This is a genomic window from Janthinobacterium sp. GW822-FHT07H10 (assembly GCF_058798675.1).
On record NZ_JBXAKS010000018.1, the window covers coordinates 58,839 to 81,263 of the forward strand.

General features: G+C 66.6%; 22 protein-coding genes. 14 read left to right on the forward strand and 8 right to left on the reverse strand.

From position 1 onward, the window contains the following. Window positions 1–10 precede the first annotated feature (10 nt). Together AC1RDJ_RS26290 and AC1RDJ_RS26295 are read left to right on the forward strand one after the other, a co-directional pair. Window positions 11–385, forward strand: coding sequence for a DUF8785 domain-containing protein (locus AC1RDJ_RS26290; RefSeq protein WP_071324734.1), 375 nt, complete (start codon window positions 11–13; stop codon window positions 383–385). A gap of 265 nt (window positions 386–650) precedes the next feature. Continuing rightward, entirely contained in the window at window positions 651–1,604 is a 954-nt protein-coding gene (locus tag AC1RDJ_RS26295; RefSeq protein ID WP_493029195.1) for a hypothetical protein, read from the forward strand. 40 nt (window positions 1,605–1,644) lie between these two features. On the opposite strand, the gene AC1RDJ_RS26300 is transcribed toward AC1RDJ_RS26295, so the two are convergent. Both AC1RDJ_RS26300 and AC1RDJ_RS26305 read right to left on the reverse strand, forming a co-directional pair. Further along, entirely contained in the window at window positions 1,645–4,068 is a 2,424-nt protein-coding gene (locus AC1RDJ_RS26300) for a coiled-coil domain-containing protein (protein WP_493029196.1), read from the reverse strand. A gap of 231 nt (window positions 4,069–4,299) precedes the next feature. After that, on the reverse strand, window positions 4,300–5,313 hold the full coding sequence (locus AC1RDJ_RS26305) for a serine/threonine protein kinase (RefSeq protein ID WP_493029197.1): 1,014 nt from the start codon (window positions 5,311–5,313) through the stop codon (window positions 4,300–4,302). Between the two features lie 103 nt (window positions 5,314–5,416). Between AC1RDJ_RS26305 and AC1RDJ_RS26310 the strand changes: the two genes are divergently transcribed. The 6 genes from AC1RDJ_RS26310 to AC1RDJ_RS26335 all read left to right on the forward strand — a co-directional run bounded on the left by AC1RDJ_RS26310 (window position 5,417) and on the right by AC1RDJ_RS26335 (window position 11,782). Then, window positions 5,417–6,115 carry a UPF0149 family protein gene (locus AC1RDJ_RS26310; RefSeq protein ID WP_493029198.1) on the forward strand — a complete coding sequence of 233 codons (699 nt, stop codon included), beginning with the start codon at window positions 5,417–5,419 and terminating at the stop codon, window positions 6,113–6,115. 95 nt (window positions 6,116–6,210) lie between these two features. Next, a complete protein-coding gene (locus tag AC1RDJ_RS26315; RefSeq protein WP_071324737.1) occupies window positions 6,211–7,119 on the forward strand; it encodes a LysR family transcriptional regulator in 909 nt (302 codons plus the stop codon). Between the two features lie 112 nt (window positions 7,120–7,231). Beyond that, window positions 7,232–8,788 carry an MFS transporter gene (locus tag AC1RDJ_RS26320; RefSeq protein ID WP_071324738.1) on the forward strand — a complete coding sequence of 519 codons (1,557 nt, stop codon included), beginning with the start codon at window positions 7,232–7,234 and terminating at the stop codon, window positions 8,786–8,788. A gap of 38 nt (window positions 8,789–8,826) precedes the next feature. After that, window positions 8,827–9,906, forward strand: a complete 1,080-nt coding sequence (locus AC1RDJ_RS26325; RefSeq protein ID WP_493029199.1) for an HlyD family secretion protein — start codon at window positions 8,827–8,829, stop codon at window positions 9,904–9,906. After that, entirely contained in the window at window positions 9,903–11,345 is a 1,443-nt protein-coding gene (locus AC1RDJ_RS26330; protein WP_493029200.1) for an efflux transporter outer membrane subunit, read from the forward strand. Before AC1RDJ_RS26325 ends, AC1RDJ_RS26330 begins: the two co-directional genes overlap by 4 nt. After that, the gene (locus tag AC1RDJ_RS26335) at window positions 11,342–11,782 is read left to right on the forward strand and encodes a hypothetical protein (protein WP_493029201.1); all 441 of its coding nucleotides are present in this window, start codon (window positions 11,342–11,344) and stop codon (window positions 11,780–11,782) included. The genes AC1RDJ_RS26330 and AC1RDJ_RS26335 overlap by 4 nt, the downstream gene beginning before the upstream one ends. A gap of 4 nt (window positions 11,783–11,786) precedes the next feature. Here AC1RDJ_RS26335 and AC1RDJ_RS26340 read toward each other — a convergent pair whose 3' ends face one another. The 5 genes from AC1RDJ_RS26340 to AC1RDJ_RS26360 form a co-directional block, all read right to left on the reverse strand. Beyond that, on the reverse strand, window positions 11,787–12,584 hold the full coding sequence (locus tag AC1RDJ_RS26340) for an ATP-binding cassette domain-containing protein (protein WP_493029202.1): 798 nt from the start codon (window positions 12,582–12,584) through the stop codon (window positions 11,787–11,789). A gap of 10 nt (window positions 12,585–12,594) precedes the next feature. Then, window positions 12,595–13,659, reverse strand: a complete 1,065-nt coding sequence (locus AC1RDJ_RS26345; protein ID WP_493029203.1) for a FecCD family ABC transporter permease — start codon at window positions 13,657–13,659, stop codon at window positions 12,595–12,597. Further along, window positions 13,656–14,582 (reverse strand): heme/hemin ABC transporter substrate-binding protein, encoded by a 927-nt coding sequence (locus tag AC1RDJ_RS26350; RefSeq protein ID WP_493029204.1) that lies wholly within the window; start codon window positions 14,580–14,582, stop codon window positions 13,656–13,658. Before AC1RDJ_RS26350 ends, AC1RDJ_RS26345 begins: the two co-directional genes overlap by 4 nt. Beyond that, the gene (locus tag AC1RDJ_RS26355; protein ID WP_071324745.1) at window positions 14,570–15,655 is read right to left on the reverse strand and encodes a hemin-degrading factor; all 1,086 of its coding nucleotides are present in this window, start codon (window positions 15,653–15,655) and stop codon (window positions 14,570–14,572) included. The genes AC1RDJ_RS26350 and AC1RDJ_RS26355 overlap by 13 nt, the downstream gene beginning before the upstream one ends. A 240-nt stretch (window positions 15,656–15,895) precedes the next feature. After that, window positions 15,896–16,795, reverse strand: coding sequence for a DMT family transporter (locus AC1RDJ_RS26360; RefSeq protein ID WP_493029205.1), 900 nt, complete (start codon window positions 16,793–16,795; stop codon window positions 15,896–15,898). A gap of 319 nt (window positions 16,796–17,114) precedes the next feature. On the opposite strand from AC1RDJ_RS26360, the gene gcvA reads away from it, so the two are divergent. Both gcvA and AC1RDJ_RS26370 read left to right on the forward strand, forming a co-directional pair. After that, window positions 17,115–18,059, forward strand: coding sequence for a transcriptional regulator GcvA (gene gcvA / locus AC1RDJ_RS26365; RefSeq protein WP_071324747.1), 945 nt, complete (start codon window positions 17,115–17,117; stop codon window positions 18,057–18,059). Further along, entirely contained in the window at window positions 18,056–18,421 is a 366-nt protein-coding gene (locus AC1RDJ_RS26370; RefSeq protein ID WP_493029206.1) for a hypothetical protein, read from the forward strand. Before gcvA ends, AC1RDJ_RS26370 begins: the two co-directional genes overlap by 4 nt. A gap of 81 nt (window positions 18,422–18,502) precedes the next feature. Here AC1RDJ_RS26370 and orn read toward each other — a convergent pair whose 3' ends face one another. Beyond that, window positions 18,503–19,099 carry an oligoribonuclease gene (gene orn, locus AC1RDJ_RS26375; RefSeq protein ID WP_198043763.1) on the reverse strand — a complete coding sequence of 199 codons (597 nt, stop codon included), beginning with the start codon at window positions 19,097–19,099 and terminating at the stop codon, window positions 18,503–18,505. Between the two features lie 56 nt (window positions 19,100–19,155). On the opposite strand from orn, the gene AC1RDJ_RS26380 reads away from it, so the two are divergent. The 4 genes from AC1RDJ_RS26380 to AC1RDJ_RS26395 all read left to right on the forward strand — a co-directional run bounded on the left by AC1RDJ_RS26380 (window position 19,156) and on the right by AC1RDJ_RS26395 (window position 22,411). Further along, window positions 19,156–20,436 (forward strand): M48 family metallopeptidase, encoded by a 1,281-nt coding sequence (locus AC1RDJ_RS26380; protein WP_493029207.1) that lies wholly within the window; start codon window positions 19,156–19,158, stop codon window positions 20,434–20,436. After that, entirely contained in the window at window positions 20,433–20,798 is a 366-nt protein-coding gene (locus tag AC1RDJ_RS26385; RefSeq protein WP_071324750.1) for a 4a-hydroxytetrahydrobiopterin dehydratase, read from the forward strand. The genes AC1RDJ_RS26380 and AC1RDJ_RS26385 overlap by 4 nt, the downstream gene beginning before the upstream one ends. Further along, entirely contained in the window at window positions 20,795–21,712 is a 918-nt protein-coding gene (gene rsgA / locus AC1RDJ_RS26390) for a ribosome small subunit-dependent GTPase A (protein ID WP_071324751.1), read from the forward strand. The genes AC1RDJ_RS26385 and rsgA overlap by 4 nt, the downstream gene beginning before the upstream one ends. A gap of 282 nt (window positions 21,713–21,994) precedes the next feature. Next, complete coding sequence (locus tag AC1RDJ_RS26395) at window positions 21,995–22,411, forward strand: hypothetical protein (protein ID WP_493029208.1); 417 nt, start codon at window positions 21,995–21,997, stop codon at window positions 22,409–22,411. Window positions 22,412–22,425: the final 14 nt, after the last annotated feature.

A 22,425-nucleotide genomic window follows, 5' to 3' on the forward strand; every position in this document is an offset into this window, starting at 1 on the left:
AAACCCTACCATGACCCCTACGACCAAAAAAGTCACCTTCGCCTTCGTCATCTTCCTCGTGGCCGGCTTCCTGCTGCTGGCAGCCTACACGTGGATGGCCCTCAGTTTCTCGTACTCGGAAGGCGAACGGGCGGGCTACCTGCAAAAGTTCTCCAAGCGGGGCTGGATTTGCAAGACATGGGAGGGCGAACTGCTGCTGACGGCGCTGCCGGGCACCATCCCGGAAAAATTCCAGTTCAGCGTGCGCGATGAGGAAGTGGCCAAACAGCTGTCGGCCGCGGCCGGCAAGCGCATCCTCGTCACCTACAGCCAGCACAAGGGCGTGCCGACGCAGTGCTTCGGCGAGACCGAATACTATGCCGACAAGGTCGTCCTGAGCCAGTAACAACAGCGTTTCCGCAACAAGCGCCGGCCGGCCATGCACGCGCCGGCGCCATTCCGCCGCCCCCTTCCCGTCCCGCCTTTCCCCTCATTGAATTCCTGACAAGAATTCTTGCGCGCCTCACACATTCTCACTTTCTTATACACTATTACAATTAGTTCTGACTGGAACTGTTCATTGGTGTAATAAAAACACAAGATGCTTGCGTCAGCGCAGCACGCCCAGCCAGCCCACCGTTAGCGTGTCTATCTCTCTCCTCGGAAACCTCATGCGCAGCCGATTCCGCATCCTGGCCCTGCTGGCCGCCTCGCTCCCCCTGTGCGCCCAGGCACAGGACATTTCCGGCATGGCCGGCTCGCTGAAAGTCAACAGCACCAGCGAGCGCACCTTTGTCGCCGCCGTCAGCTACACGCAGCCGGTCGGCGATTACAATGCCGTCAGCCTGTCGTACATCAATGAGGGCCATCCAGAAGACCACCACCGCGACGGCATGGCGGGCCAGGCCTGGCTGCGCACGAAAAAGGTGGACCGGGGCCTGACCCTGGGCGCCGGCGTGGGCCGCTACTTCTTCTTCGACACGGCCAAGACGGACGACGCACCGCATAATTTCGACAATGACCACGGCTGGGGCACCATCTTCAGCCTACAGGCGCGCTGGCAATTCGACAACCGCTGGTATGCGCAAGCCCAGGTGAACCGCATCCTGCCCAGCGGCAAGGACGCCACCACGCACCTGCTGATCGGCGCCGGCTACCGCTATGACGGCGTGCCTGGCGCCAAGCTGCATCTGCAGAACTGGGCGCACGACGACACCCTGACCGTGTCGACGGGCCATACCATCGTCAACAGCTTCCGCTCCGAAACTGCGCGCCCGTTCACGCTGGAATACCGGCGCGCGGCGGGAAAATACGTGGACTGGACGGTCACCGCCCTCAATGAAGGCAGCACCGACCTGGCACACCGGCGCGGCGTGGCCGCCCAGCTGTGGCTGATCCGCTCGCTCAATGAAAAGGTGGAATTCGGCATGGGCGGCGGCCCCTACCTGGCCTGGGATGGCCGCGACACGCAGGGTCACGGCACGCGCCTGACGGGATTGCTGTCAGCCGCGGCGCGCTACCACTTCGATCGCCGCTGGGTGGCGCAAGTGGCGTGGAACCGCGTCGTCACGGACTACCACCGCGACGCGGACGTGATACTGGTGGGGGTGGGACGGAAGTTCTGATGCCTGGGGCCAGTCCCGGCGGGACGGCCCCCACAGCCAGTTAGCGCGAACGCCAGACGGCGCCCGCCTCGTTCGGCTGCGTCAGGCGCTCGATCACTTCGCGCGCCAGGCTGGCCGAGCTCACCTGTTCAGCCTTGGCGCGGGCCGCGGCCAGGGAGCTGGAAAAGGCACCCTGCTGCTGTTCCAGGCTGGCGCGCAGGGCGGCCAGTTCGCGTTCCTGCTGCTGCGCATTGGCCGTTTCCAGCTCCAGCAGTTGCTGCCTGGCGGCAGCCATGGCGCGCGTCGTGTCGGCCGCCTTGCGCTGCAATGCGGCGTGGGCCTGCGCGCTGGCCAGCAAGGCTTGCTGCGCGTCGAGTTTCTCATCGGCGGCCTGCTGCGCGGCCAGTTCCAGCCGTTCGCGCTGGCGCATGGCGTCCAGCGCTTCCTGTTCCAGCGCGGCGCGCGCCTCGGCCGCCTGCGTCGCCTGCCTTTCCGCTTCCAGGCGGCCGGCGATGGCTTGCGACGCCCGCTCCTCGGCTGCCGTCGTCTGGCGCTGCTGCACCAGTTTTTGCGCGATCAGCGCCAGCGATTCGCGTTCGGCGGCGACGAAATCGCGCTCGGACGCCAGCAGCGCCTCGGCTGTCCGGGCTTTTTCTTCTTCCACGCGGGCGCGCTCGCTATGCACCTGGCCCAGTTCCACGGCCAGGCGCGCCTGCGCCTGCACGGCTTGCGCGGCGGCCGCCTTCTGTTCGCCTTCGACCAGCGCCTGGTCCATCAGGATGCGGATGGCGTTCGCTTCCTTTTCCGACGCCTGCTGCAGGGCCTGTTCGGCGGCCTGCTGGCCGCGCAGCAGCTCTGCCTGCGCCTGTTCGGCGGCGCTGCGTTCCTGCGCCGCGGCGAACGCCTGCGCTTCCGCTTCCAGCTTGTCTTTCAGGGCGGCGATGGCCGCTTGTTCCGCGGCCAGGCGCTCCTGCTCTGCCTGCAGCAGGCTGGCCGCCTGTTCTGCCTTCTGCTGCGCCAGCTGCAGCGTTTCCGCCTGCATGGCCAGTTGCGCCGCGCCGGCCGCCACTTCCGCCTGTTCCGCGTCATTCCGGCTGGCGGCCAGCTGCGCCGCCTGGCGCGCCAGTTCGGCGCGTTCGTGCGCCAGGCCGGCGGCGCGCTGCTGTTCTTCCAGTTCACGGGCCGCCGCCACGGCCGCGGCCTGCTCGGCCGCTTCGCGGGCCTTGGTTTCTTCGAGGGCCGCCGTTTCCGCTTCCAGCTTGGCGTGGCCGGCGATTTCCGCATCCTGTTCGGCGGCGACGCGGGCCAGCGCCACGGCGCGCAACTGGCGATCCACTTCGATGCGCGCTTCGGTGGCGGCCAGGATGCGCACGTCCGCATCGCGGCGCGCCTGCGCGCTGGCCACTGCCACCATTTCCAGGCGTTCGCGGTGGATGGCCGCGTCGCGCAATTCTTTTTCCGTTTGCAAGCGCAAGCGCAGGGACTGCGCCGCATGGCGCTCCGATTCCGCCTGCGCCAGGGCGATGGCTTCGCGTTCCTGCTCCAGGTGCGCCAGCGCGCGCGCCTCTTCCAGCGCGCGCACTTCGGCGGCGGCGCGGTTGAAGGCCGATTCCAGCGCGATCTGGTCGGCGCGCTCGCGCTGCACCGTCAATTCCAGCGCCTCGCTTTCCGCTTCGGCCAGCATCTGCGCCGTCTGGCGCGCACCGTGGGCATGGCGCTCGCGCTCGCGGGCCAGCACGGCCACGCGCGCATCGGCCGAGGCGATGCCCACCATTTCCTCCTTGGCCGCCTGCACGGCGGCGACGCGCTCGACGGCCTGCAGGCGCGCCTGCTCCGTCTGCACCTGCAATTCCTCGGCGGCGCGGGCGGCCTGCTCGGCCAGCTCCGACTGCACGGCCACCTGTTCGCTGGCGCGCAAGCGGCTTTCCTGCTCGGCGCGGGCGCGGTGTTCCGCGGCCAGGCGGATTTCATTGTCCGATTCCACGCGGGCGCGCAGTTCGGCCGTTTCCTGCTTGACCGCTTCCAGGCGCGCCACGCTTGCTTGCGCGGCGGCGCGCATGGTGTCGAGGCGCTCGCGGTTGGCGGCGATCGCCTCTTCGGCCGCTTGCGCGTTCTGCTGCGCGGCGGCGGCGGCGGCGGCGTCGATGGCGGCGCGGTCCTCGGCCAGCGAGCGCACGCGCGCCTCGGCCAGGGCACGGCTTTCGGCGGCGCAGGTGGCTTTCGCTTCCGCTTCCACGCGGGCGATCGCTTCGTGGATGGCCTTCAATTCCATTTGCTGGCGGCCTGCGGCCGGCGCCTTGACCTCGCCATCCGGCTCTTGCTCGGCCGGCGGCGCGGACATGGCGGCGGGGGCAGGCGCCTCGGCCTTGCTCTCCAGGTCCTTGAAATCATGCAGCGAGACGATGCTGTCCTGGTCGAACTCGTCATCGGCCGAGTAGGCGACGGTGAGGGAGGCGGCCTGGCGCTGATTTTGCTGTGCTTGCATGATTTCTCGCTTATTCGGGTGAATTCCGTTGCTTATGGGAATTTATTAGCACCATTATCGAGCAGGCATGCACAAATCAGCGCGGCAAGAAGAGGCGGTTTTACCGCTCTTTTCAGGATTTGATGCGGATGTAGGCGTCCGAGAACATGCTCAGGGCAAGGCGCATTGCCGAAGGCAGCACGAAGGGTACGCCCAGGCAATGCAACGCCGCCATGGGCGTGTAGCGCGCGCTTAAATTGGCCAGAGCGGCGCTTCATCCATCAACGCCACCTGTTCACGCAATTCCAGGATGCGGTCCTGCCAGTAGCGCTGCGTGTTAAACCACGGGAAGGCGACGGGGAAGGCCGGATCGTCCCAGCGGCGCGCCAGCCAGGCCGAATAGTGGATCAGGCGCAGCGTGCGCAGCGCTTCGACCAGGTACAGCTGGCGCGGATCGAAATCGCAGAAGTCCTCATAGCCGGCCAGGATGTCGCTCATCTGGCGCACCATGTCGCTCCGCTCGCCCGACAGCATCATCCACAGGTCCTGGATGGCCGGTCCCATGCGGCTGTCGTCGAAGTCGACGAAATGCGGGCCGGCGTCCGTCCACAGCACGTTGCCGCCATGGCAATCGCCATGCAGGCGCAGCACGGCGACGTCGCCGGCGCGGTCGTAGCAGCGCCTGACGCCGTCGAGCGCCTGCTGCGCCACGCTGGCATACGCGGCCAGCAGCTCGGGCGGAATAAAGTCGTTCGCCAGCAGGAAGTCGCGCGGCTCGACGCCGAAGGTGGCCGGATCGAGCGCCGGACGCTCCTTGTACGCGGACAGGCCGCCGACGGCGTGGATGCGGCCGATGAAACGCCCTATCCATTCCAGCGTGAGCGGGTCATCGAGTTCGGGCGCCCGTCCGCCATGGCGGGGGAAGACGGCAAAGCGGAAGCCCTGGAACTGGTGCAGGGTGCGGCCGTCGATGGCCAGCGCGGGCACGACGGGAATTTCGCGCTCGACCAGTTCGGACACGAACGCGTGTTCTTCCAGGATGGCGGCGTCGCTCCAGCGCTCGGGGCGGTAAAACTTCGCCACCAGCGGCGCGCTGTCCTCGATGCCCACCTGGTAGACGCGGTTTTCATAGCTATTGAGCGCCAGCAGGCGGCCGTCGCCGCGCAGGCCCACGCTATCGAGGGCGTCGAGCACGCAGTCGGGGCTCAGTGCGGAGAAAGGATGGACGGGCCGGGCGTCCTCGTGCGGCTGGTTTTCATTGTGCATAAGCGACATTGTAAGGCGCGCGCGGGCCGCGGGTGCAAACACTTCGGTGATGAAGCGCCGCAAGGCGTATACTGGCAGCTTACATTCAATCAAAGAGCAAGCCATGCAACTCGAACAGCCATTATCAGAAAAAGAATTTGACGAATTAGACCAATTCCTGTTGTCGGACCGGTGCTCCGAAGACGCCATGACCATGGATATGCTGCACGGCTATCTGACGGCCGTGGCCATCGGCCCGGAACCGATCATGCCGGCCGAGTGGTTGCCGCGCGTGTGGGGCGAAGATGCCAAAGATGCACCGAAATTCAAGAACAGCAAGGAAGAAGAGCGCATCGTCAACCTGATCATGCGCTTCATGAACGAAGTGCTGGTGACGTTTGAAGTGGCGCCGAAGGAATTCGAGGCCCTGTTCGTCGAGCACGACTACGAAGGCCAGACCCTGATCGATGCCGAAGCCTGGTGCTGGGGCTTCTGGGACGGCATGGAACTGCGTCCTGGCTCGTGGAACGAGATCTGGGATTCCGAAGTGGCCGAGCTGATGCAGCCGATCTACCTGCTGGGCGCCGACGAAATCAAGGAAGAAGAACTGAAACTGGTGGAAGACCCGGTCAAGGCGCACAAGCTGGCGCAGGAACTGGAAGCGAACCTGCCAGCCATCCACCGTTTCTGGGTGCCGCGCCGCAAGGCTCCCGTGCAAACCCTGAAACGCGACGAGCCGAAAGTGGGCCGCAACGACGAATGCCCTTGCGGCAGCGGCAAGAAGTTCAAGAAATGCTGCGGCGCCGACGGCGCTGCGGAATAATCGCGCCCTGATGCAATCGTGATGCGCCGGCGCCCTGCCGGCGCATGCCTGCCGTGCCGGCCCGCCGTCACCGATGCTGGCGCTATAATCGCCGCATGAAACTCCCCGACCTGAATCTGCTCGTCGCCCTCGACATCCTGCTCGAGGAAGGCAGCGCCGTGGCCGCCGCGCGGCGCATGAACCTGAGCGCGCCGGCCATGAGCCGCACCCTGGCGCGCATCCGCGACGCCATCGGCGACCCCGTCCTCGTGCGCTCCGGCCGCGGCCTGACGCCCACCCCGCGCGCGCTGGAGTTGCGCGAACAGGTGCGCGGCGTGGTGGAACAGGCGCACGCCGTCTTCACCTCGGGCCGCGAAATCGACCTGCGCACGCTGGAGCGCACCTTCAGCCTGCGCGCCAACGACGTGTTTGTCGGCGCCTATGGCGGCAAGCTGCGCGACCTGCTGGCCCGCCATGCGCCCAACACGGTGCTGCGCTTCGTGCCCGAAGGCGATGGCGAGACGGATGGCGACGCCCTGCAGGCGGGCCGCATCGACCTGTACATCAGCTCCATGCGCAATTTCGCGCCCGACATCAAGCTGCAGCACCTGTTTACCACCTCGTTCGTCGGCATCGCGCGCGCCGGCCATCCCGTGTTTGACGGCCCCGTCGACCTGGCCCGCTTCACGGCCTACGACCATATCAGCGTCTCGCGCCGGGGCCTGGCGCGCGGCCCCTTCGACACGACGCTGGCCGAGCGGGGGCACGCGCGCCGCGTCTCGCTGATCACCGCCAATTTTCACTCGGCCATCTTCGCCGTCGCAGATTCCGACCTGATCCTGCCGCTGATGCCGCGCCACATGCTGCCCATCGTCGAACGCCTGGGCCTGAAACTGCGCCCGTTCGAACTGCCGCTGCCCGTCGACAGCGTGGAAATCGTGCAAGCCTGGCACCCGCGCCTGGACAACGACCACGCGCACAAATGGCTGCGGCGCATGCTGAAGGACGTCTGCGGCGAGGAATGAGGCTGGCCGAATAGTTGCGTCAGACGCAATCGAGCATTCCTCAATGATCAATTTTCACAACATTAAGCGCTGCCTATACTGCGTGGACTGATTCTCGTCCACGGAGTTCCCTGTGTCTGCTGTACCGCTATCCGGCGCCGTCCCTGCGGCCGCGCCGCCCCCTCCCTCCCCTGCCGCGCCAGCGGCGCCGCCCGCACCGGCCGTCTTTGGCCTGCGCCTGGCGACCGGCCTGGCCGGCGTGCTGCTGGCCGTGCTGGTCTCCGGCCTGAATGAAAACATCACCAAGATCGCGCTGGCCGACATCCGCGGCGCGATGGGCATTGCGCGCGACGATGCCAGCTGGCTCGTCGCCCTGTATGCGGCCGCCTCGGTCTCCGCCATGGCCTTCGCGCCATGGTGCTCCGTCACCTTCTCGCTGCGGCGCATCACCCTGGCCGCCATCGTCACCTGCATGGCCGCCGGCGTGCTATGCCCGTTCGCGCCCAACCTGTCCGTGCTGATCGTGCTGCGCGTGGTGCAGGGCGCGGCCGGCGGCGCGCTGCCGCCCATGCTGATGACGGTGGCGCTGCGCTTCCTGCCGCCCAACATCAAGCTGTATGGCCTGGGCGGCTACGCCCTGAGCGCCACCTTCGGCCCCAGCCTGGGCACGCCGCTGGCCGCCTTCTGGACCGAATACCTGGGCTGGCAATGGGCGTTCTGGCAAATCGTCCCGGGCAGCATCGCCGCCCTGCTGATGGTGTCCTGGGGCTTGCCGCAAGACCCGCTGCGCCTGGAGCGCCTGCGCCAGTTCGACTGGCGCGGCCTGCTGCTTGGCCTGCCCGCCATCAGCATGCTGGTGGTCGGCCTGCTGCAGGGCGAACGCCTGGACTGGTTCCATTCGCCGCTGATCTGCGTGCTGCTGGGCGGCGGCGTCGCCCTGCTGGTCCTGTTCTTCATCAACGAATGGTCGCATCCGCTGCCCTTCTTCAAGCTGCAACTGCTGTCGCGGCGCAACCTCAGCCACGCCCTGCTGACCCTGGGCGGCGTGCTGTTCGTGCTGCTGGCCGTGATCCTGATTCCCTCGTCCTACCTGGCGCAGGTCCATGGCTACCGCCCCTTGCAGACGGCGCCCGTGATGCTGATGGTGGCGCTGCCGCAATTGATCGCCCTGCCGCTGGTGGCCGCCCTGTGCAATATCCGCGCCGTCGACTGCCGCTGGGTGCTGGCCATCGGCCTGGGCCTGCTGGCGCTGGCGTGCGTGCTCGGCGCGCGCATGTCGCCGGACTGGATACGCACGCACTTTTACCTGCTGCAGGCGATGCAGATCTTCGCCCAGCCCATGGCCGTGATTCCCTTGCTGCTGCTGGCCACCACGGGCCTGGCGCCGCAGGACGGGCCGTTCGCCTCGGCCTGGTTCAACACCATCAAGGGCATGTCGGCCGTCGTCGCCGGCGCCGTGCTCGACGCGCTGATCACGCGCCGCAACCACTTTCACTCGACGGTGCTGAGCGAACGCCTGGGCAACCTGCCCGAGGGCGTCGACATGGCCGGCCTGGGTGCGCGCATGCATGCGCAGGTGGTCACCCTGACCTCGTCCGACCTGTACCTCACGGTGGCCGCCATCGCGCTGGCCATGATCGTGATCATTCCCATCATGCCGACGCGCGTCCATCCGCCGCGCGCCGCCTGAATCTTCACCCCCGCTTTACTACACGAAAGAGCATCACCATGAATATCCCCATCCTGCGCTCGCGCGCATTCCTCCTCGGCCTGGCCTTGCTGGCCTGCGCCCTCGCGTATGGTGCCTGGCAGCTGCTGTTTGTCCGCAGCGAAGAACAGATGACCGACGACGCCTTTGTCAGCGCCGACTACACCGTCCTCTCCCCCAAGGTGGGCGGCATCGTGCAACAGGTGCTGGTGGAAGACAACCAGGCTGTCAAGGCGGGCCAGCTGCTGGTGCGCATCGACGACCGCGACTACCAGGCGGCCGTCGCCTCGGCCCGCGCCGACGTGGCCGGCGCCGAAGCGCAGCTGGGCAATGCCCGCGGCACCCTGCAGCGCCAGCAATCGGTGATCGAACAGGCCACCACCCTCGTCGAGGCCAACCTGGCCGAGCAAAAGCTGGCGAAACAGGAACTGGAACGCTCGCAGCACCTGGCAGGCCAGGGCGCGGGCAGCGTGCAGAACGCGCAGCAGGCGCAATCGCGCTTCGACGTGAGCCAGGCCCGCGTGGCGCAAAACCGCGCCGCCCTCGTCTCCGCGCGCAAGCAGACGGAGATTCTGCAGGCGCAGCAAGGCGCCGCCGAAGCGGCCCTGCTGCGCGCCCGCGCCGGCTTGCAGCGGGCCGAGCTCGACCTGTCGCACACGCAGCTGCTGGCCCCCATCGACGGCGTCGTCGGCCGCCGCGCCGTGCGCGTAGGCGCCCTCGTCAACCCGGGCGCCAGCCTGATGGCCGTGGTGCCGTTGAACCGCACCTTCGTCGTCGCCAATCTGCAGGAAACCCAGCTGACCCACGTGCGCCGCGGCCAGAGCGCCAGCATCACGGTCGACGCCTATCCGGGCGCCCCCCTGCGCGGCACCGTGCACAGCATCGCACCGGCCACCGGCGTCACGTTTGCCGCCATCGCGCCGGAAAACGCCACCGGCAATTTCACCAAGGTGGTGCAGCGCATCCCCGTCAGGATCGCGCTCGATCCCGGCCAGGACGGCGACAGCCGCCTGCGCGTGGGCATGTCGGCCGAAGTGCGCATCGATACGGCCATCCGCTATCAAAATCCGCAACAGGTCAGCCAGGTGAGCGCGCGATGAAGACACTGGTATTCATGGCCGCCCTCGGCCTGGCCGGCTGCGGCACGGTGGGCAGCGACTTCCAGCGCCCGCAAGCGCCGCTGGGCCAGCAATGGCGCCAGGCGGACGACGCCCGCTTCGCCGCGCAGCAGGACGCCGACATCGAACGGCGCTGGTGGGATGCGTTCGGCGACGCGACCCTGTCGTCGCTGGTGCAGCGCGCCGCCAGCAGCAACCTCGACGTGCTGGCGGCAGCCAGCCGGCTGGAGCAAAGCCGCGCCGCGCGCGGCGTGGCCGGCGCCGCGCAAGGCCCGGCGCTGGGCGCGAATGGCAGCTACGGCCGCGCGCGCAACAGCGCGCAAGGCTTGAGCGACCCGTCGCGCCACAATGGGCAGTCCGCCTACAACCTGTGGCAAAGCAACCTCGATGCGGCCTGGGAACTGGACCTGTGGGGCCGCGTGCGGCGCGAAGTGGAAACGGCCGACGCCCGCGTCGACGTGGCCGTGGAGGCCGGGCGCGGCGTGCTGCTGGCCGTGCTGGCCGAAACGGCGCGCGACTACATCGAACTGCGCGGCGCGCAGCAAACGCTGGCCATCACGGAAAAACTGCTGGCCATCGCGCGCCACACGCTGGAATTGACGCGCATCCGCCTGCGCGAAGGCGTGACGACGGAACTCGACGTGGCCGAAGCGGCCGCCCATGTGGCCACCATCGAGGCGCGCCTGCCGCCGCTGCAGCAGCGCGAAGCGCGCCTGGCCAATGCCCTCAGCCTGCTGCTGGCGCTGCCGCCGCAAGCCTTGCAGGCCGAACTGGCCGCCAGCGGTGACATTCCCGCCATGGCGGCGCAAGTGCAGCTGGGCGTGCCGAGCGGCCTGGCCGAGCGCCGCCCCGATATCCGCCGCGCCGAAGCGCAGCTGCATGCGGCCACCGCCGCCACCGGCGTGGCGCACGGCGATTTTTATCCGCGCATCACGCTGTCGGGCAGCGTCGGCCTGCAAGCCATGCAGCTGGGCGACATCGGCTGGGACGCCAAACGCTTTGCCATCGGCCCCGGCTTCAGCGTGCCCCTGTTCGATGGCGGCCGCCTGCGCGGCAACCTGCAATTGCGCGAGGCGCAGCAGCAGGAAGCGGCCATCGCCTACCGCCAGACGGTGCTGGCCGCCTGGCACGAGGTGGAAGACGCGCTGTCCGGCTACCAGGCCAATGCGCGCCGCCAGGCCAGTCTCGACGAGGCGGTGCGCCAGGGCCGGCGCGCCTTGTCCAGCGCGGAACTGCAGTACCGCCAGGGCGGCACGGACCTGATCAACGTGCTGCACGTGCAAAACACCCTGATCAACAACGAGGCGGCGCTGGTCGACAGCCGCGCCACCGCATCGCTGTCGCTGGTCCAGGTCTACAAGGCGCTGGGCGGCGGCTGGCAGGCATTCCCACTCACTAGCGCACAAGGAAACACACCATGAAACCCGACACCGCCCTCTTTGCCATCCACGACGTCAGCGATTTTCCCATCGTGCGCTTTCGTCCCGAAACGGCCGTCACCGGCTATGCGCCGCTGTGGGAAAACGACATGGACGCCCTGCTGCGCCATGGCGTACCGTTCGTCATGCTGTTCGAGGCAGAACGCAGCGACGAAGCGCACGTCGACCGCAAGCGGCGCGGCCTGTGGCTCAAGCATAACAAGGTGGCGCTGGCCGCCATTTGCCGGGGCCTGGTCTCGGTCGAAGCCGATGCGCAGGAGCGCGCGCGCCTGCAGGCGATGGCGGCCGGCGCCATGAAAGCCTTCGGCATCGTGCAGGAAGTGGCGGCCACGCGCGAAGAAGCGGACGCGCTGATGGTCTGGCTGCTGGGCAGCGGCAGGATGGCGCGGCCGCGCGCGGCGCCAGAAGCTGAAAGTTGATGCTTCAGGCGCGCAGGCGGCGCACGGCGCTGGCGCGCCTCGCCGGTATCACGCAGACGTCGCCTTCGCTGTTGGTCGCCGTCGTCAGCGCGATGCCGTACAGCGCCGCCAGCGCGGGAACCGCCGCCGCATCGCTGGCGATATCGGCGGTCAGCTGGCCCGAACGCACCAGCAGCAGCCGCTCAAAGCCCAGCAAGGCGTGATTGATATCGTGCAGGATTGCGATGACGGCGTGGCCGCGCGCCGCGCAAAACTGCTGCAGGCTTTCCAGCAAGTCGAACTGCAGGCCGGGATCGAGGGCCGCCAGCGGCTCGTCGACCAGTATCAGCCCGTTTTCCACGTCCCACATCTGCGCAAAGATGCGCGCCAGCTGCACCCTGGCCTGCTCGCCGCCGGACATGGTGTCCATGCTCCGGCCCAGCAGATGCGAGGCGTGCGCCAGGGCGGCAGCCTCCCGCACGATGCGCTCCAGCTGCGGGTCGGCCAGGCGCGCCACCCGTCCCAGGCCGATCACCAGGTCCGACAACAAGCCGAAGGCCACGTGCGAGCCTTGCGGCAGCACGGCGCGGCGCAAAGCCAGTTCGGCCAGCGGCCACTGCGCCAGCGCACGGCCGGCAAGCGCCACCTGCCCCGCCTGCGGCCGCAATTCGCGCGCCATCAGTTTGAGCAGGGTCGACTTGCCCGCGCCGCTGGGGCCGAGGATGGCGACCCGTTCGCCGGCGTGGACCTGCACATTGAAGGGGCCAAAATACTGCTGGCCCAGTTTCGTGGTGGCGAACGTCAATTCCAGTAACGGCGTCATGCGCGTCCTTTCAGGCGGTGCCGTGGCGAAAACGCCGCAACAGCAGCAGGAAGAAGGGCCCGCCCAGCAGGGCCGTGAAGATGCCGACGGGGACTTCCGCCGGGATGGCGACGCTGCGCGCCAGGGTATCGGCCAACAGCAGCAGCAAGCCGCCCGCCAGCATCGACAGCGGCAGCACGCGGCGCTGGTCGGCGCCCAACCAGGTGCGCACCAGGTGCGGCGCGATCAGGCCGATGAAACCGATGCCGCCGCACCAGGCGACGGCAAACCCCGTCAGCACGGCCACCAGCACGATCACCTGCGTGCGCAGCCGGCCGACGTCGATGCCCACGTGCAGGGCCGCCGCTTCGCCCAGCGCCAGCGCGTTGAGTGCGCGCATGAGGAAGCGCGTGGCCCACAGCGCGCCGGCCAGCACCAGCAGCAGGGCCACCACCTGGCGCCAGCTGCCGGCCGACAGCGAGCCGAGGGTCCAGAAGGTCAGGGTGCGCAACTGGTCGTCGCTGGCCATGTAGATGCACAGGCCCATGACGGCCACCGTGATGGCGTTCAGCGCCACGCCCGTCAACAGCAGGCCGACGATGGAACCGGGCGTGGCCCAGCGGGCGACGCGGTCGAGCAGCACGCATATGAGCATGGCGCCCGCGAATGCGGCGGCCGGCAGCAGCCACACGCGCAGCTCGGGCGCCACGTGCAGGCTGGCCGCGAAAACGATGGTGGCCGCGCCTGCGCAGGCGGCGCCGCTGCTGATGCCCAGCAGGCCCGGATCGGCCAGCGGATTGCGGAACAGTCCCTGCGTCAGGCCGCCGGCCAGCGCCAGCGCGGCGCCGATCAGCATGGCGAACAGGGCGCGCGGCAAACGGATATGCCACAGCACATAGGCGCCGCCGGACAGCCCCTCGTCGCCAGCCTGAAAAGGCGCCAGCCAGTCGGCCAGCACCACCGGCACGGCGCCGGCCTGCACGGCGACGATCAGGCCGATGGCCAGCGCCACGGCCAGCAGCCCGGGGGCGCCCCAGCGCTGGAAACGCCAGAACACGCGCCAGGACAGTGCCGGCGGCATCGCGCGCACGGTCATGCGGCCATGGCTTGCGCAAAGGCGGCGTCGAGTTCGGTCAGCGCCTGCGGCATGCGCGGGCCAAAGCCCAGCAGCAGCATGGCTTCCAGCGACACGATGCGGTGCCTGCGCCCGGCCGGCGTCTGCGCCAGGCCCGGCAACGTGAGGATGCCGTCCACGCCGCCCGAGGCCTTCAGTCCCTGGTCGGTGACGAGCACGATGTCCGGCCGCGCGGCGATCACGGCTTCCGGCGTGAGCGGCTTGTAGCCGGCGAAACCACCGTGCCCGCCCATCACATTGACGGCGCCCGCATACGCCAGCATGGCGTCGGCGCCCGTCTCGCGCCCGCCCACCATCACCTGGTTCGGCGCGTGGGCGAGGATGAACAGCACGCGCACGGGCGCATGCTGGCGCTGCTGCACCCTGGCCACGGCGCCATCCCACTGCTGCCGCAGGCTGTGCGCCAGGCGCGCGGCGGGTTCGATGCGACCGGTGATCTGGCCCACCTGCTTCACGCGCTCGAGCAAGCCTTCAAACCTGTTATTCGCGTTCAGCACCGCCACCGGCACGCCGGCGTTTCGCACCTGGCGCAGCACCGTCTGCGGCCCCGCTTCCTCGGTGGCGATCAGCTGCGTCGGCGCCAGCGACAGCACGCCTTCGCTCGACAGGGTGCGCGCATAACCGACCTGCGGCAGCTTTTGCGCCGAGGCCGGGTACAGCGAGGTCGTATCGACGCCCACCAGCTCGGCCTGCGCATCGAGCGCATAGACGATTTCCGTCAGGGCGCCGCCGACGCTGACGATGCGCCGCGGCTTCGGATTCGGCTTGCCGGCGTCGGCGACGGCGGCCAGCACCTGCATCGGCGCAGCCAGCGTCAGCGCACCCGCCCCAATTTTTTTCAGCGCGATGCGGCGCGCCACGCTGGCGGCGATCATGCGGCGCATAATTCGCCCTCCTGCAGCACGCGCTCGACGACATTGCGCCACTCGCACAATTCATGCACGCCCGGCTTGCGCTCGCCGAAGAACATGACGATGGTGTCGCCCTTGGCGTCGAACAGTTCGACGGACGTCACCAGGCCGTCGACGGTGGGCTTTTTCACCACCCAGGCACTGGCGATATGGTCTTCGCGCAGATGCAGGTTGAAGCGCGCATCGAGGACATTGATCCACGGCCCCATCACGGCGATCTTGTGCACGGGACCCGAATGGATCTGGATCATGCCGGCATTGCCGACGAAGGCCATGATGGCGACCTTTTCGCGGGCGGCGTCGTTGAGCAGGTCGAGCACGCAGGATTTGTCGAGCTGCTGCACGAAGCGCGGCTCGGCCAGGCGCAGGCCCTGCAGGCGCGAGACCGCATATTTTTTCAGCAGGGTGAAAAATTCATGCGTGTCGCGCAAATCGGCCCAGGCGGCGCGAAAGCCCGCCACGTCGATCTGCGCATCGGGCAATTCGGCCGGCGGCGGCGCCAGCGGAGCCACGGCGATGCCCGCCTCCTGCCCGGCATCGGCAAAGCGCGCCACCAGCGCATCGTAGGCGGCCAGGTCGCTGTGCGGCTTCATGAAAATCTTGTGCACGGCATTGCCGGCAGCATCAAAGAATTGCAGGCTGCGCTGCACCTCGGTCTCGCCCAGCTCGCGCACGGCAAAGCCATGCGCCCACTGGCGGTAGAACACGCGCAGGTCGATCTCGCCGCCCAGCACCAGGCCCACATGGTTGTTGTGGCTGGCATGTCGATAGACGCCCGTCTTTTCATGCACGCACGACGCGTTGCGCGTCAGGGCCATGACTTCGCCCAGCGGTTCTAGGGCGGCAATGATGGCGGGCCAGTCCGCCTGCAGGCGCTCGGCGCCCAGCAAGGCGCCATCGGCCAGCGACAGGCCGGCATGCGCGGCGATCAGTTCGCCCTCGGAAATGGCCAGTTGCTCGGCGATGTCGCGGTGGCGGGCCTTGCTCTCGCGGCGCAGGCGGGCAAATTCGCTGGTGATCAGATCGGTACTGCAAATAGGGGGCATGCTCGTCACGGTGTCTCCTTTCAAGGCGAACACTGGCTGGCATCGGCTGGCTGGTGGTGGGGAATCTTGAAATCAATTATAAATGAGAATCATTCGCAATCAAGAGTTATTTGCGTGCGTGCGCCAGGAAAGGAAAAAGAAGCGGACGAAAAAAAAGCGCCGCAACGGGAAACCCGTCGCAGCGCCAAAGGAGACTGATCGGGACTAATGATCAGTGTTTAGAAAATGTCAGCGTTGAACTCAGGCGCTGGCCTGTACTGCCGGCATGGAGGCCGGTTTCGCCGTGGGGCGCTGCGCCAGCAATACCACGGCCGCCAGGACCATGGCGCCACCGAGCAATTGCGTGCCGCTGACCGATTCCTTCAGCAGGGTCACGCCAAACGCCATCGTGATGACGGGCTCGAAGGTGGAAATGATCGAGGCCTTGGCCGCGCCGATCTGCGCCACGCCGGCGAAGAAGGCGGCGATCGCGATGGCCGTCGAGAACAGGGCGATGGCGCTGACGGCCAGCCAGCCCGTCGCCGTGGCCGGCAGGGACACGCCCTGCCACAGGGCGATGGCGCTGTTCGACAGGCCGGCCGTGCCCAGGATCACCACGCACGCCGCCAATGGGTGAATATTCTCGCGGCTTTTCGACAGGCTGTTGCCGAACAGGATATACACGGCGTAGACGCCGGCGGCCATCAGCGCCAGCGCGACGCCGATCGGCTGGCCCTGCAGCTTGCCGCCAAGGGTGATGGCCATGCCGGCAATGGCCAGCGCCATCAGCACCAGCATGCGCCGGTCCAGCTTTTCCCAGCCCAGGGCCAGCGCCAGGATGGTGACCAGCACGGGATACACATACAGCAACATGCCGCACAGGCCGCTGCTGGCGTACATGAGGGCATTGAAATAGCCCTGCGACTGGGCCGTGTACATCAAGCCCATCAGCATGTAGCCGGCCAGCAGGCGGCCACGCGGCAAACGCCAGCCGCCCAGCCACACGAGCGGCAGCAACAGCATGGCGGCGATGACGAAACGCAAGGCCAGCATGGTCGACGGGTTGACCCCGGACGCATACGCCGCCTTGGCAAACACTGCGGAACTGCCGAAACCGGCGGCCGACAGCAACACCAGCGCAACAGCGCGGCGATCAGACATGACTAAACCTCTTTCAGTAACACCTGGGCAAACCTGCCGCGCGTCGCGCTTTGCGGCCGGCGATGCTCACCAGCTCGGCACCCCCGTACCGACGTACGGTTGCGCTTCTCAGCCACAAATCACTGCCGCTCGCGACGGTTTTCCCAGGCGTTGTAACTATAAATGCCAAGCAAGGCCGGGAGATGATTCATGCGTGAATCCTATTGCGGGTCACTTCACGCAGTGACGGCATCATATTCGCTTGCGCAAAATGAAACAAACCAATATTCTTCACGGATAGGCCGAAAAATACTGAGGCTCAATTTTCCAGAAGACTGCCATGTCACGTCCCTTGCCACCGCTCGCCGCCCTGCACGCCTTCGAGGCGGCCGCCCGCCATGAAGGATTCCAGCGCGCGGGCGAGGAATTGCACGTCTCGGCCGGCGCCATCGGCCACCACGTCAAGCAGCTGGAAGCGTGGCTGGGCATCGTGCTGTTCCAGCGCCTGCCGCGCGGCGTCGTGCTCACCAATGCAGGCCAGCGCTATGCGGCGTCGCTGGGACCGATCCTGAACCAGCTGGCGGACATCTCCGAGCAGGCGCGGCGCCAGGGCGACGACAAGGTGGTGACGGTGACGGCCACCAGCTCGCTCGTCTCGCGCTGGCTGATGCCGCGCCTGGGCCGCCTGCGCGACCGCTACCCGCAGATCGAGCTGCGCGTGCTGGCGTCCATGCACCCGGTCGACCTGGCGCGCGATGGCGTCGACGTCGCCATCCGCCTGGGACCGGGCCGCTATCCCGGGCTGAAAGTGGATTTATTGATGGAAGAGTGGTTTTCCGCCGTCTGCAGCCCCGGCTTCCGCGCCAACGCCGCCAGCCTGCGCCAGCCCGCCGACCTGCTGCGCTATCCGCTGCTGCACGACGAACCGGAAGTGCACCTGCCCGGCGAAATCGACTGGACGCGCTGGCTGCACAGCTGCGGCGTGCATTACAGCGGCAATAGCGGCAACAGCGGCGCGCGCTTCTCGCACACCTATCTGTGCCTGGATGCGGCCGCCAGCGGCCAGGGCGTGGCCATCGCCGCCAGCCCCCTGATCGGCGACGACCTGCGTTCGGGCCGCCTGGTGCGCGTGTTCGAGCACGCCGTGCGCGGCCCCCACTGCTATTACCTGCTGCGTTCGCCCCAGGCGGAAACGCGGCCGCTCGTGCACGCCTTCTGCGAATGGCTGATCGCCGAGGCGCGCGCCGACCAGGAAACCGTCTGGCCCACCGTGGAGACCGCATGACAAGCAAGGAATTGGCGCGCAGCGCGCATCACGTCGTCACGCACGACTACGAACATGCCAGGGTGACGGCGGCCGATGGCCGGCAAGCCGGCGTGGGCGAATTCTATGGCGACCCGGCCGTGGCCCTGATCGATGTCAATGAGCAATGGTGCGCCGTGGCGGGCGAGGGATTGGTGGTGTGCGGACTGGGGCAAGCGTTCGGGCAGTGCGCGGCATATTTCCGCGAACCTGGAGCAACCGTCTGGGTCACGGACTTGCGGCAAACGGGACCGTTTGCGCTGCAGTGGCAAGGCGAGGATGGCACTTGGTCCACCCTTGTCTTCGCCCCGGCCGATGTGTCGGCTTACGCGCCGGGACGCTAAGCCGACCTACGCCAGCGGCGAAGAATGGCATCCATGGCTCGCAGGTCGGCTTAGCGCATAGCGCGCAAGCCGACAACACCATTACAGCTTGATGAAGTGCTCGCGGTAGTACTTCAGTTCTTCGATCGATTCCAGGATGTCGGCCAGGGCCGTGTGCTTCTGGTGCTTCTTGAAACCGGTGGCGATTTCCGGCTTCCAGCGCTTGCACAGCTCCTTCAGTGTCGATACATCAACATTGCGATAGTGGAAGAACGCTTCCAGCTTCGGCATGCCGCGCACCATGAAGCGGCGGTCCTGGCCGATGGTGTTGCCGCACATGGGCGACTTGCCAGCTGGCACGTATTTCTTCAGGAAGGCGATCAGTTCCGCCTCCGCCTGCGCTTCCGTCACGGTCGACGCCTTGACCTTGTCGATCAGCCCCGAGCGGCCGTGCGTGCCCTTGTTCCAGGCATCCATCTTGTTCAGGGTTTCATCCGATTGATGGATCACGAACACGGGGCCTTCGGCCAGCAGGTTCAAATGCATGTCCGTCACTACCACCGCCACCTCGATGATGCGGTCGGTATCGGGCTCCAGGCCCGTCATTTCCATGTCGACCCAGACCAGGTTCATCTCATTTGGACGTGCCGGGACGACGGGGGCGGGGGCGGATGCGGTTAAGTCGGTCGCTTGTGACATAATTCTCTCTTGGCCTAATCAAACTAAATAATCAGCCATTTTCTCACAGGCACAGAATGTATTCACTCGCGTTTTCGATTTTGTTTGTATCCGTCCTCGTTTTGACGCTCGCCGTGCGCTTCTGGCTCGCCTCGCGGCAGATCCGCCACGTGCTCGCGCACCGCGCCTTTGTGCCGCCCGAATTCGCGGAAAAGATCCCGCTGGCCGCGCACCAGAAGGCGGCCGACTACACGGTGGCGAAGACCAAGTTCGGCCTGCTGACCCTGCTGGTCAACTATGCCGTGCTGATCGGCTTTACCCTGCTCGGTGGCCTGCAGTGGCTGGCGCTGTATCTGCATGCATTGACGGGACCGGGCTCGCCCATGCTGTACCAGATCGGCCTGATCGTCGCCTTTGCCACCATTTCCGGCCTGATCGACCTGCCCTTCGATTATTACCGCCAGTTTGTGCTGGAGCAACGTTTCGGCTTCAACACCATGCCGCGCAAGCTGTTCTTTACCGATATGCTCAAGGGCGTGGGCCTGGGCGCTGCCATCGGCCTGCCCCTGATCTGGGTCGTGCTGACGCTGATGGCCAAGTCGGGCGACCTGTGGTGGCTGTACGCCTGGTTCGTCTGGAGCGGCTTCCAGCTGCTGATGATGGTGCTGTTTCCGACCGTCATCGCCCCGCTGTTCAACAAATTCACGCCGCTGGCCGACGACGCGCTGAAAAGCCGCATCGAAGGCTTGATGCAGCGCGTGGGCTTCGCCTCGAAAGGCCTGTTCGTCATGGATGGCTCGAAACGCAGCGCCCACGGCAACGCGTATTTCTCGGGTTTCGGCGCCAACAAGCGCATCGTCTTCTTCGATACGCTGCTGTCGCGCCTGGCGCCGCAGGAAATCGAAGCGGTGCTGGCGCATGAACTGGGCCACTTCAAGCTCAAGCACATCGTCAAGCGCATCGCCATGATGTTCGTCATTTCGCTGGGCTTCCTGGCCCTGCTTGGCTACCTGAAGACGCAGCCGTGGTTTTATGCGGGCCTGGGCGTCGATCCTGTCGCGCTGGCGCTCACTGGCCAGCCGACGGATGCGCTGGCCCTGCTGCTGTTTATGCTGGCCCTGCCCGTCTTCACCTTCCTGCTGGGACCGCTGACCTCGCTCAGCTCGCGCAAGCACGAATTCGAGGCCGATGCCTTTGCCGCCACGCACACGCAGGCGGACGACCTGGTGTCGGCGCTCGTGAAAATGTACGAAGACAATGCGTCGACCCTGACGCCCGACCCGCTGCACTCGGCCTTCTACGACTCGCATCCGCCGGCCAGCGTGCGCATCCGCCACCTGAAAGGGGCTGCCGCATGAATACGCCATCGACTACGCAAGACCTGGCCCAGCTATCGTGCGCGCCGCGCCAGCAGGCGCTGGGCGACACCGACATCGCCACGCTGGGCGCCCTGCTGCCGCAGTGGCGCGTGCAAAACGGCAAGCTGTGCCGCGACTTCGGCTTCAAGAATTATTACCAGACCCTGGCGTTCGTCAACGCCCTGGCCTATATGACCCATACACAAGATCACCATCCGGAGCTCATCATTACTTACAAAACCTGCGCCGTGCGCTACGACACGCATTCGGTCAACCAGGGCGCCGGCGGCCTGTCGGAAAACGACTTCATCTGCGCCGCCAAGGCTGACCTCATTTACTACAGCGGCGCGACCACACCATGAGCGACGCAAAGCTGGAAACCAAGCTGACCGGCGTCATCATCGCCGCCCACGGCCGCCACTACCTGGCCGACGTGGATGGCGCCAAGCTGCAATGCGTGACGCGCGGCAAGAAAACCAATGTGGCCGTGGGCGATATCGTGCACGTGACGCGCACCTCCAACGACCAGGCCGTCATCGACCGCATCGAGGAACGCAAGACCCTGCTGTACCGCTCGGACCAGTACAAATCGAAATTGCTGGCCGCCAACCTGACGCAGCTGTTCATCGTCGTGGCGACGGAACCGGGCTTTGCCGACGACCTGATCTCGCGCTCGCTGGTGGCGGCCGACGCGGCCGGCATCGAGGCGCGCATCATCCTCAACAAGACGGACGTGACGGCCTCGCTGGACAAGACCCGCGAACGCCTGCTGCCGTATTCTTCACTCGGCTATCCCGTGCATGAAGTCTCGGCACGCGCCGAACCCGAGCACGCGGTGGCCACCCTGGCACCGCTGCTGGCGGGCCAGTCGTCCATCCTCATCGGCCAGTCGGGCATGGGCAAGTCGTCGCTGATCAACCTGCTGGTGCCGGACGCCGACATCGCCGTGCGCGAAATCTCGGCCGCGCTCGACACGGGCAAGCACACGACGACGTTTACGCGCCTGTACAAGCTCGACGAGCTGGGCGCGAACAGTTCCATCATCGATTCGCCCGGCTTCCAGGAATTCGGCCTGTACCACCTGTCCGAAGGCATGCTGGAACGGGCCTTCCGCGAATTCCAGCCCTACCTGGGCGGCTGCAAGTTTTATAACTGCCGCCACCTGATCGAGCCGCAGTGTGCGATCCTGCAAGCCATGGCTGAAGGAAAAATCGCCAAGATGCGCCATACCCTGTATGGCCAGCTGCTGCACGAATCGGCGCAAACGCTGTACTGATCTGCCATGGCGCCCGCTATCGCAGCGGGCGTAAAACCAATAAAAACACTATCATTTCCACAAATACAGAATTAAATTCTGTTGTATAGCCAACTTTCCGGCATTCCTACCAAAACCGTCCATCGCCCGATTTCGCGCTTCAGCGCCGGATTCCGGCGTTTCATCGCTTTGCGCTGGCACGTCGCCACAGCGCTTGCTACCTTGGCATTGTCCCCGCCAGCGAACCTGCTGGAGACAACACTGGTCTAACTCCAACTAGCATCTCGATCACAAGGTGAAATCATGAAAGCATCGTTCTCGCGCACCCTCGCCCTCGGCAGCGCCGCCCTCGCCCTCGGCCTGTCCAGCCTCAGCGCCAGCGCGCTGGAAATCGGCGAACAGGACAAAGTCCAGATTTCCGGCAAGACCTACAAGCTGGCGCCCCAGGAATTCAGCCAGTACGGCAATCGCTACCAGCTCGACACGGGCGACACCCTGTTGCTGCGCCAGCAAGTGAACCGCTATTTCACGCAGCTCAAGGGCCAGCCGGAAGTGGAACTGTTCGGCCGCGCGCCGGGCGTCTTTGAAACGGCCAGCGGCACCCGCCTGGAATTTCGCAGCGATGCCGACATCATCGCCATTACCGGACTGAGCCAAATTCCGGGGGCGGTCGCCAAGGCCGGCGAGACCGCCAGCACCGTGCATTTCGCCGCGCGCTAGGCAAGCGGCAAGGC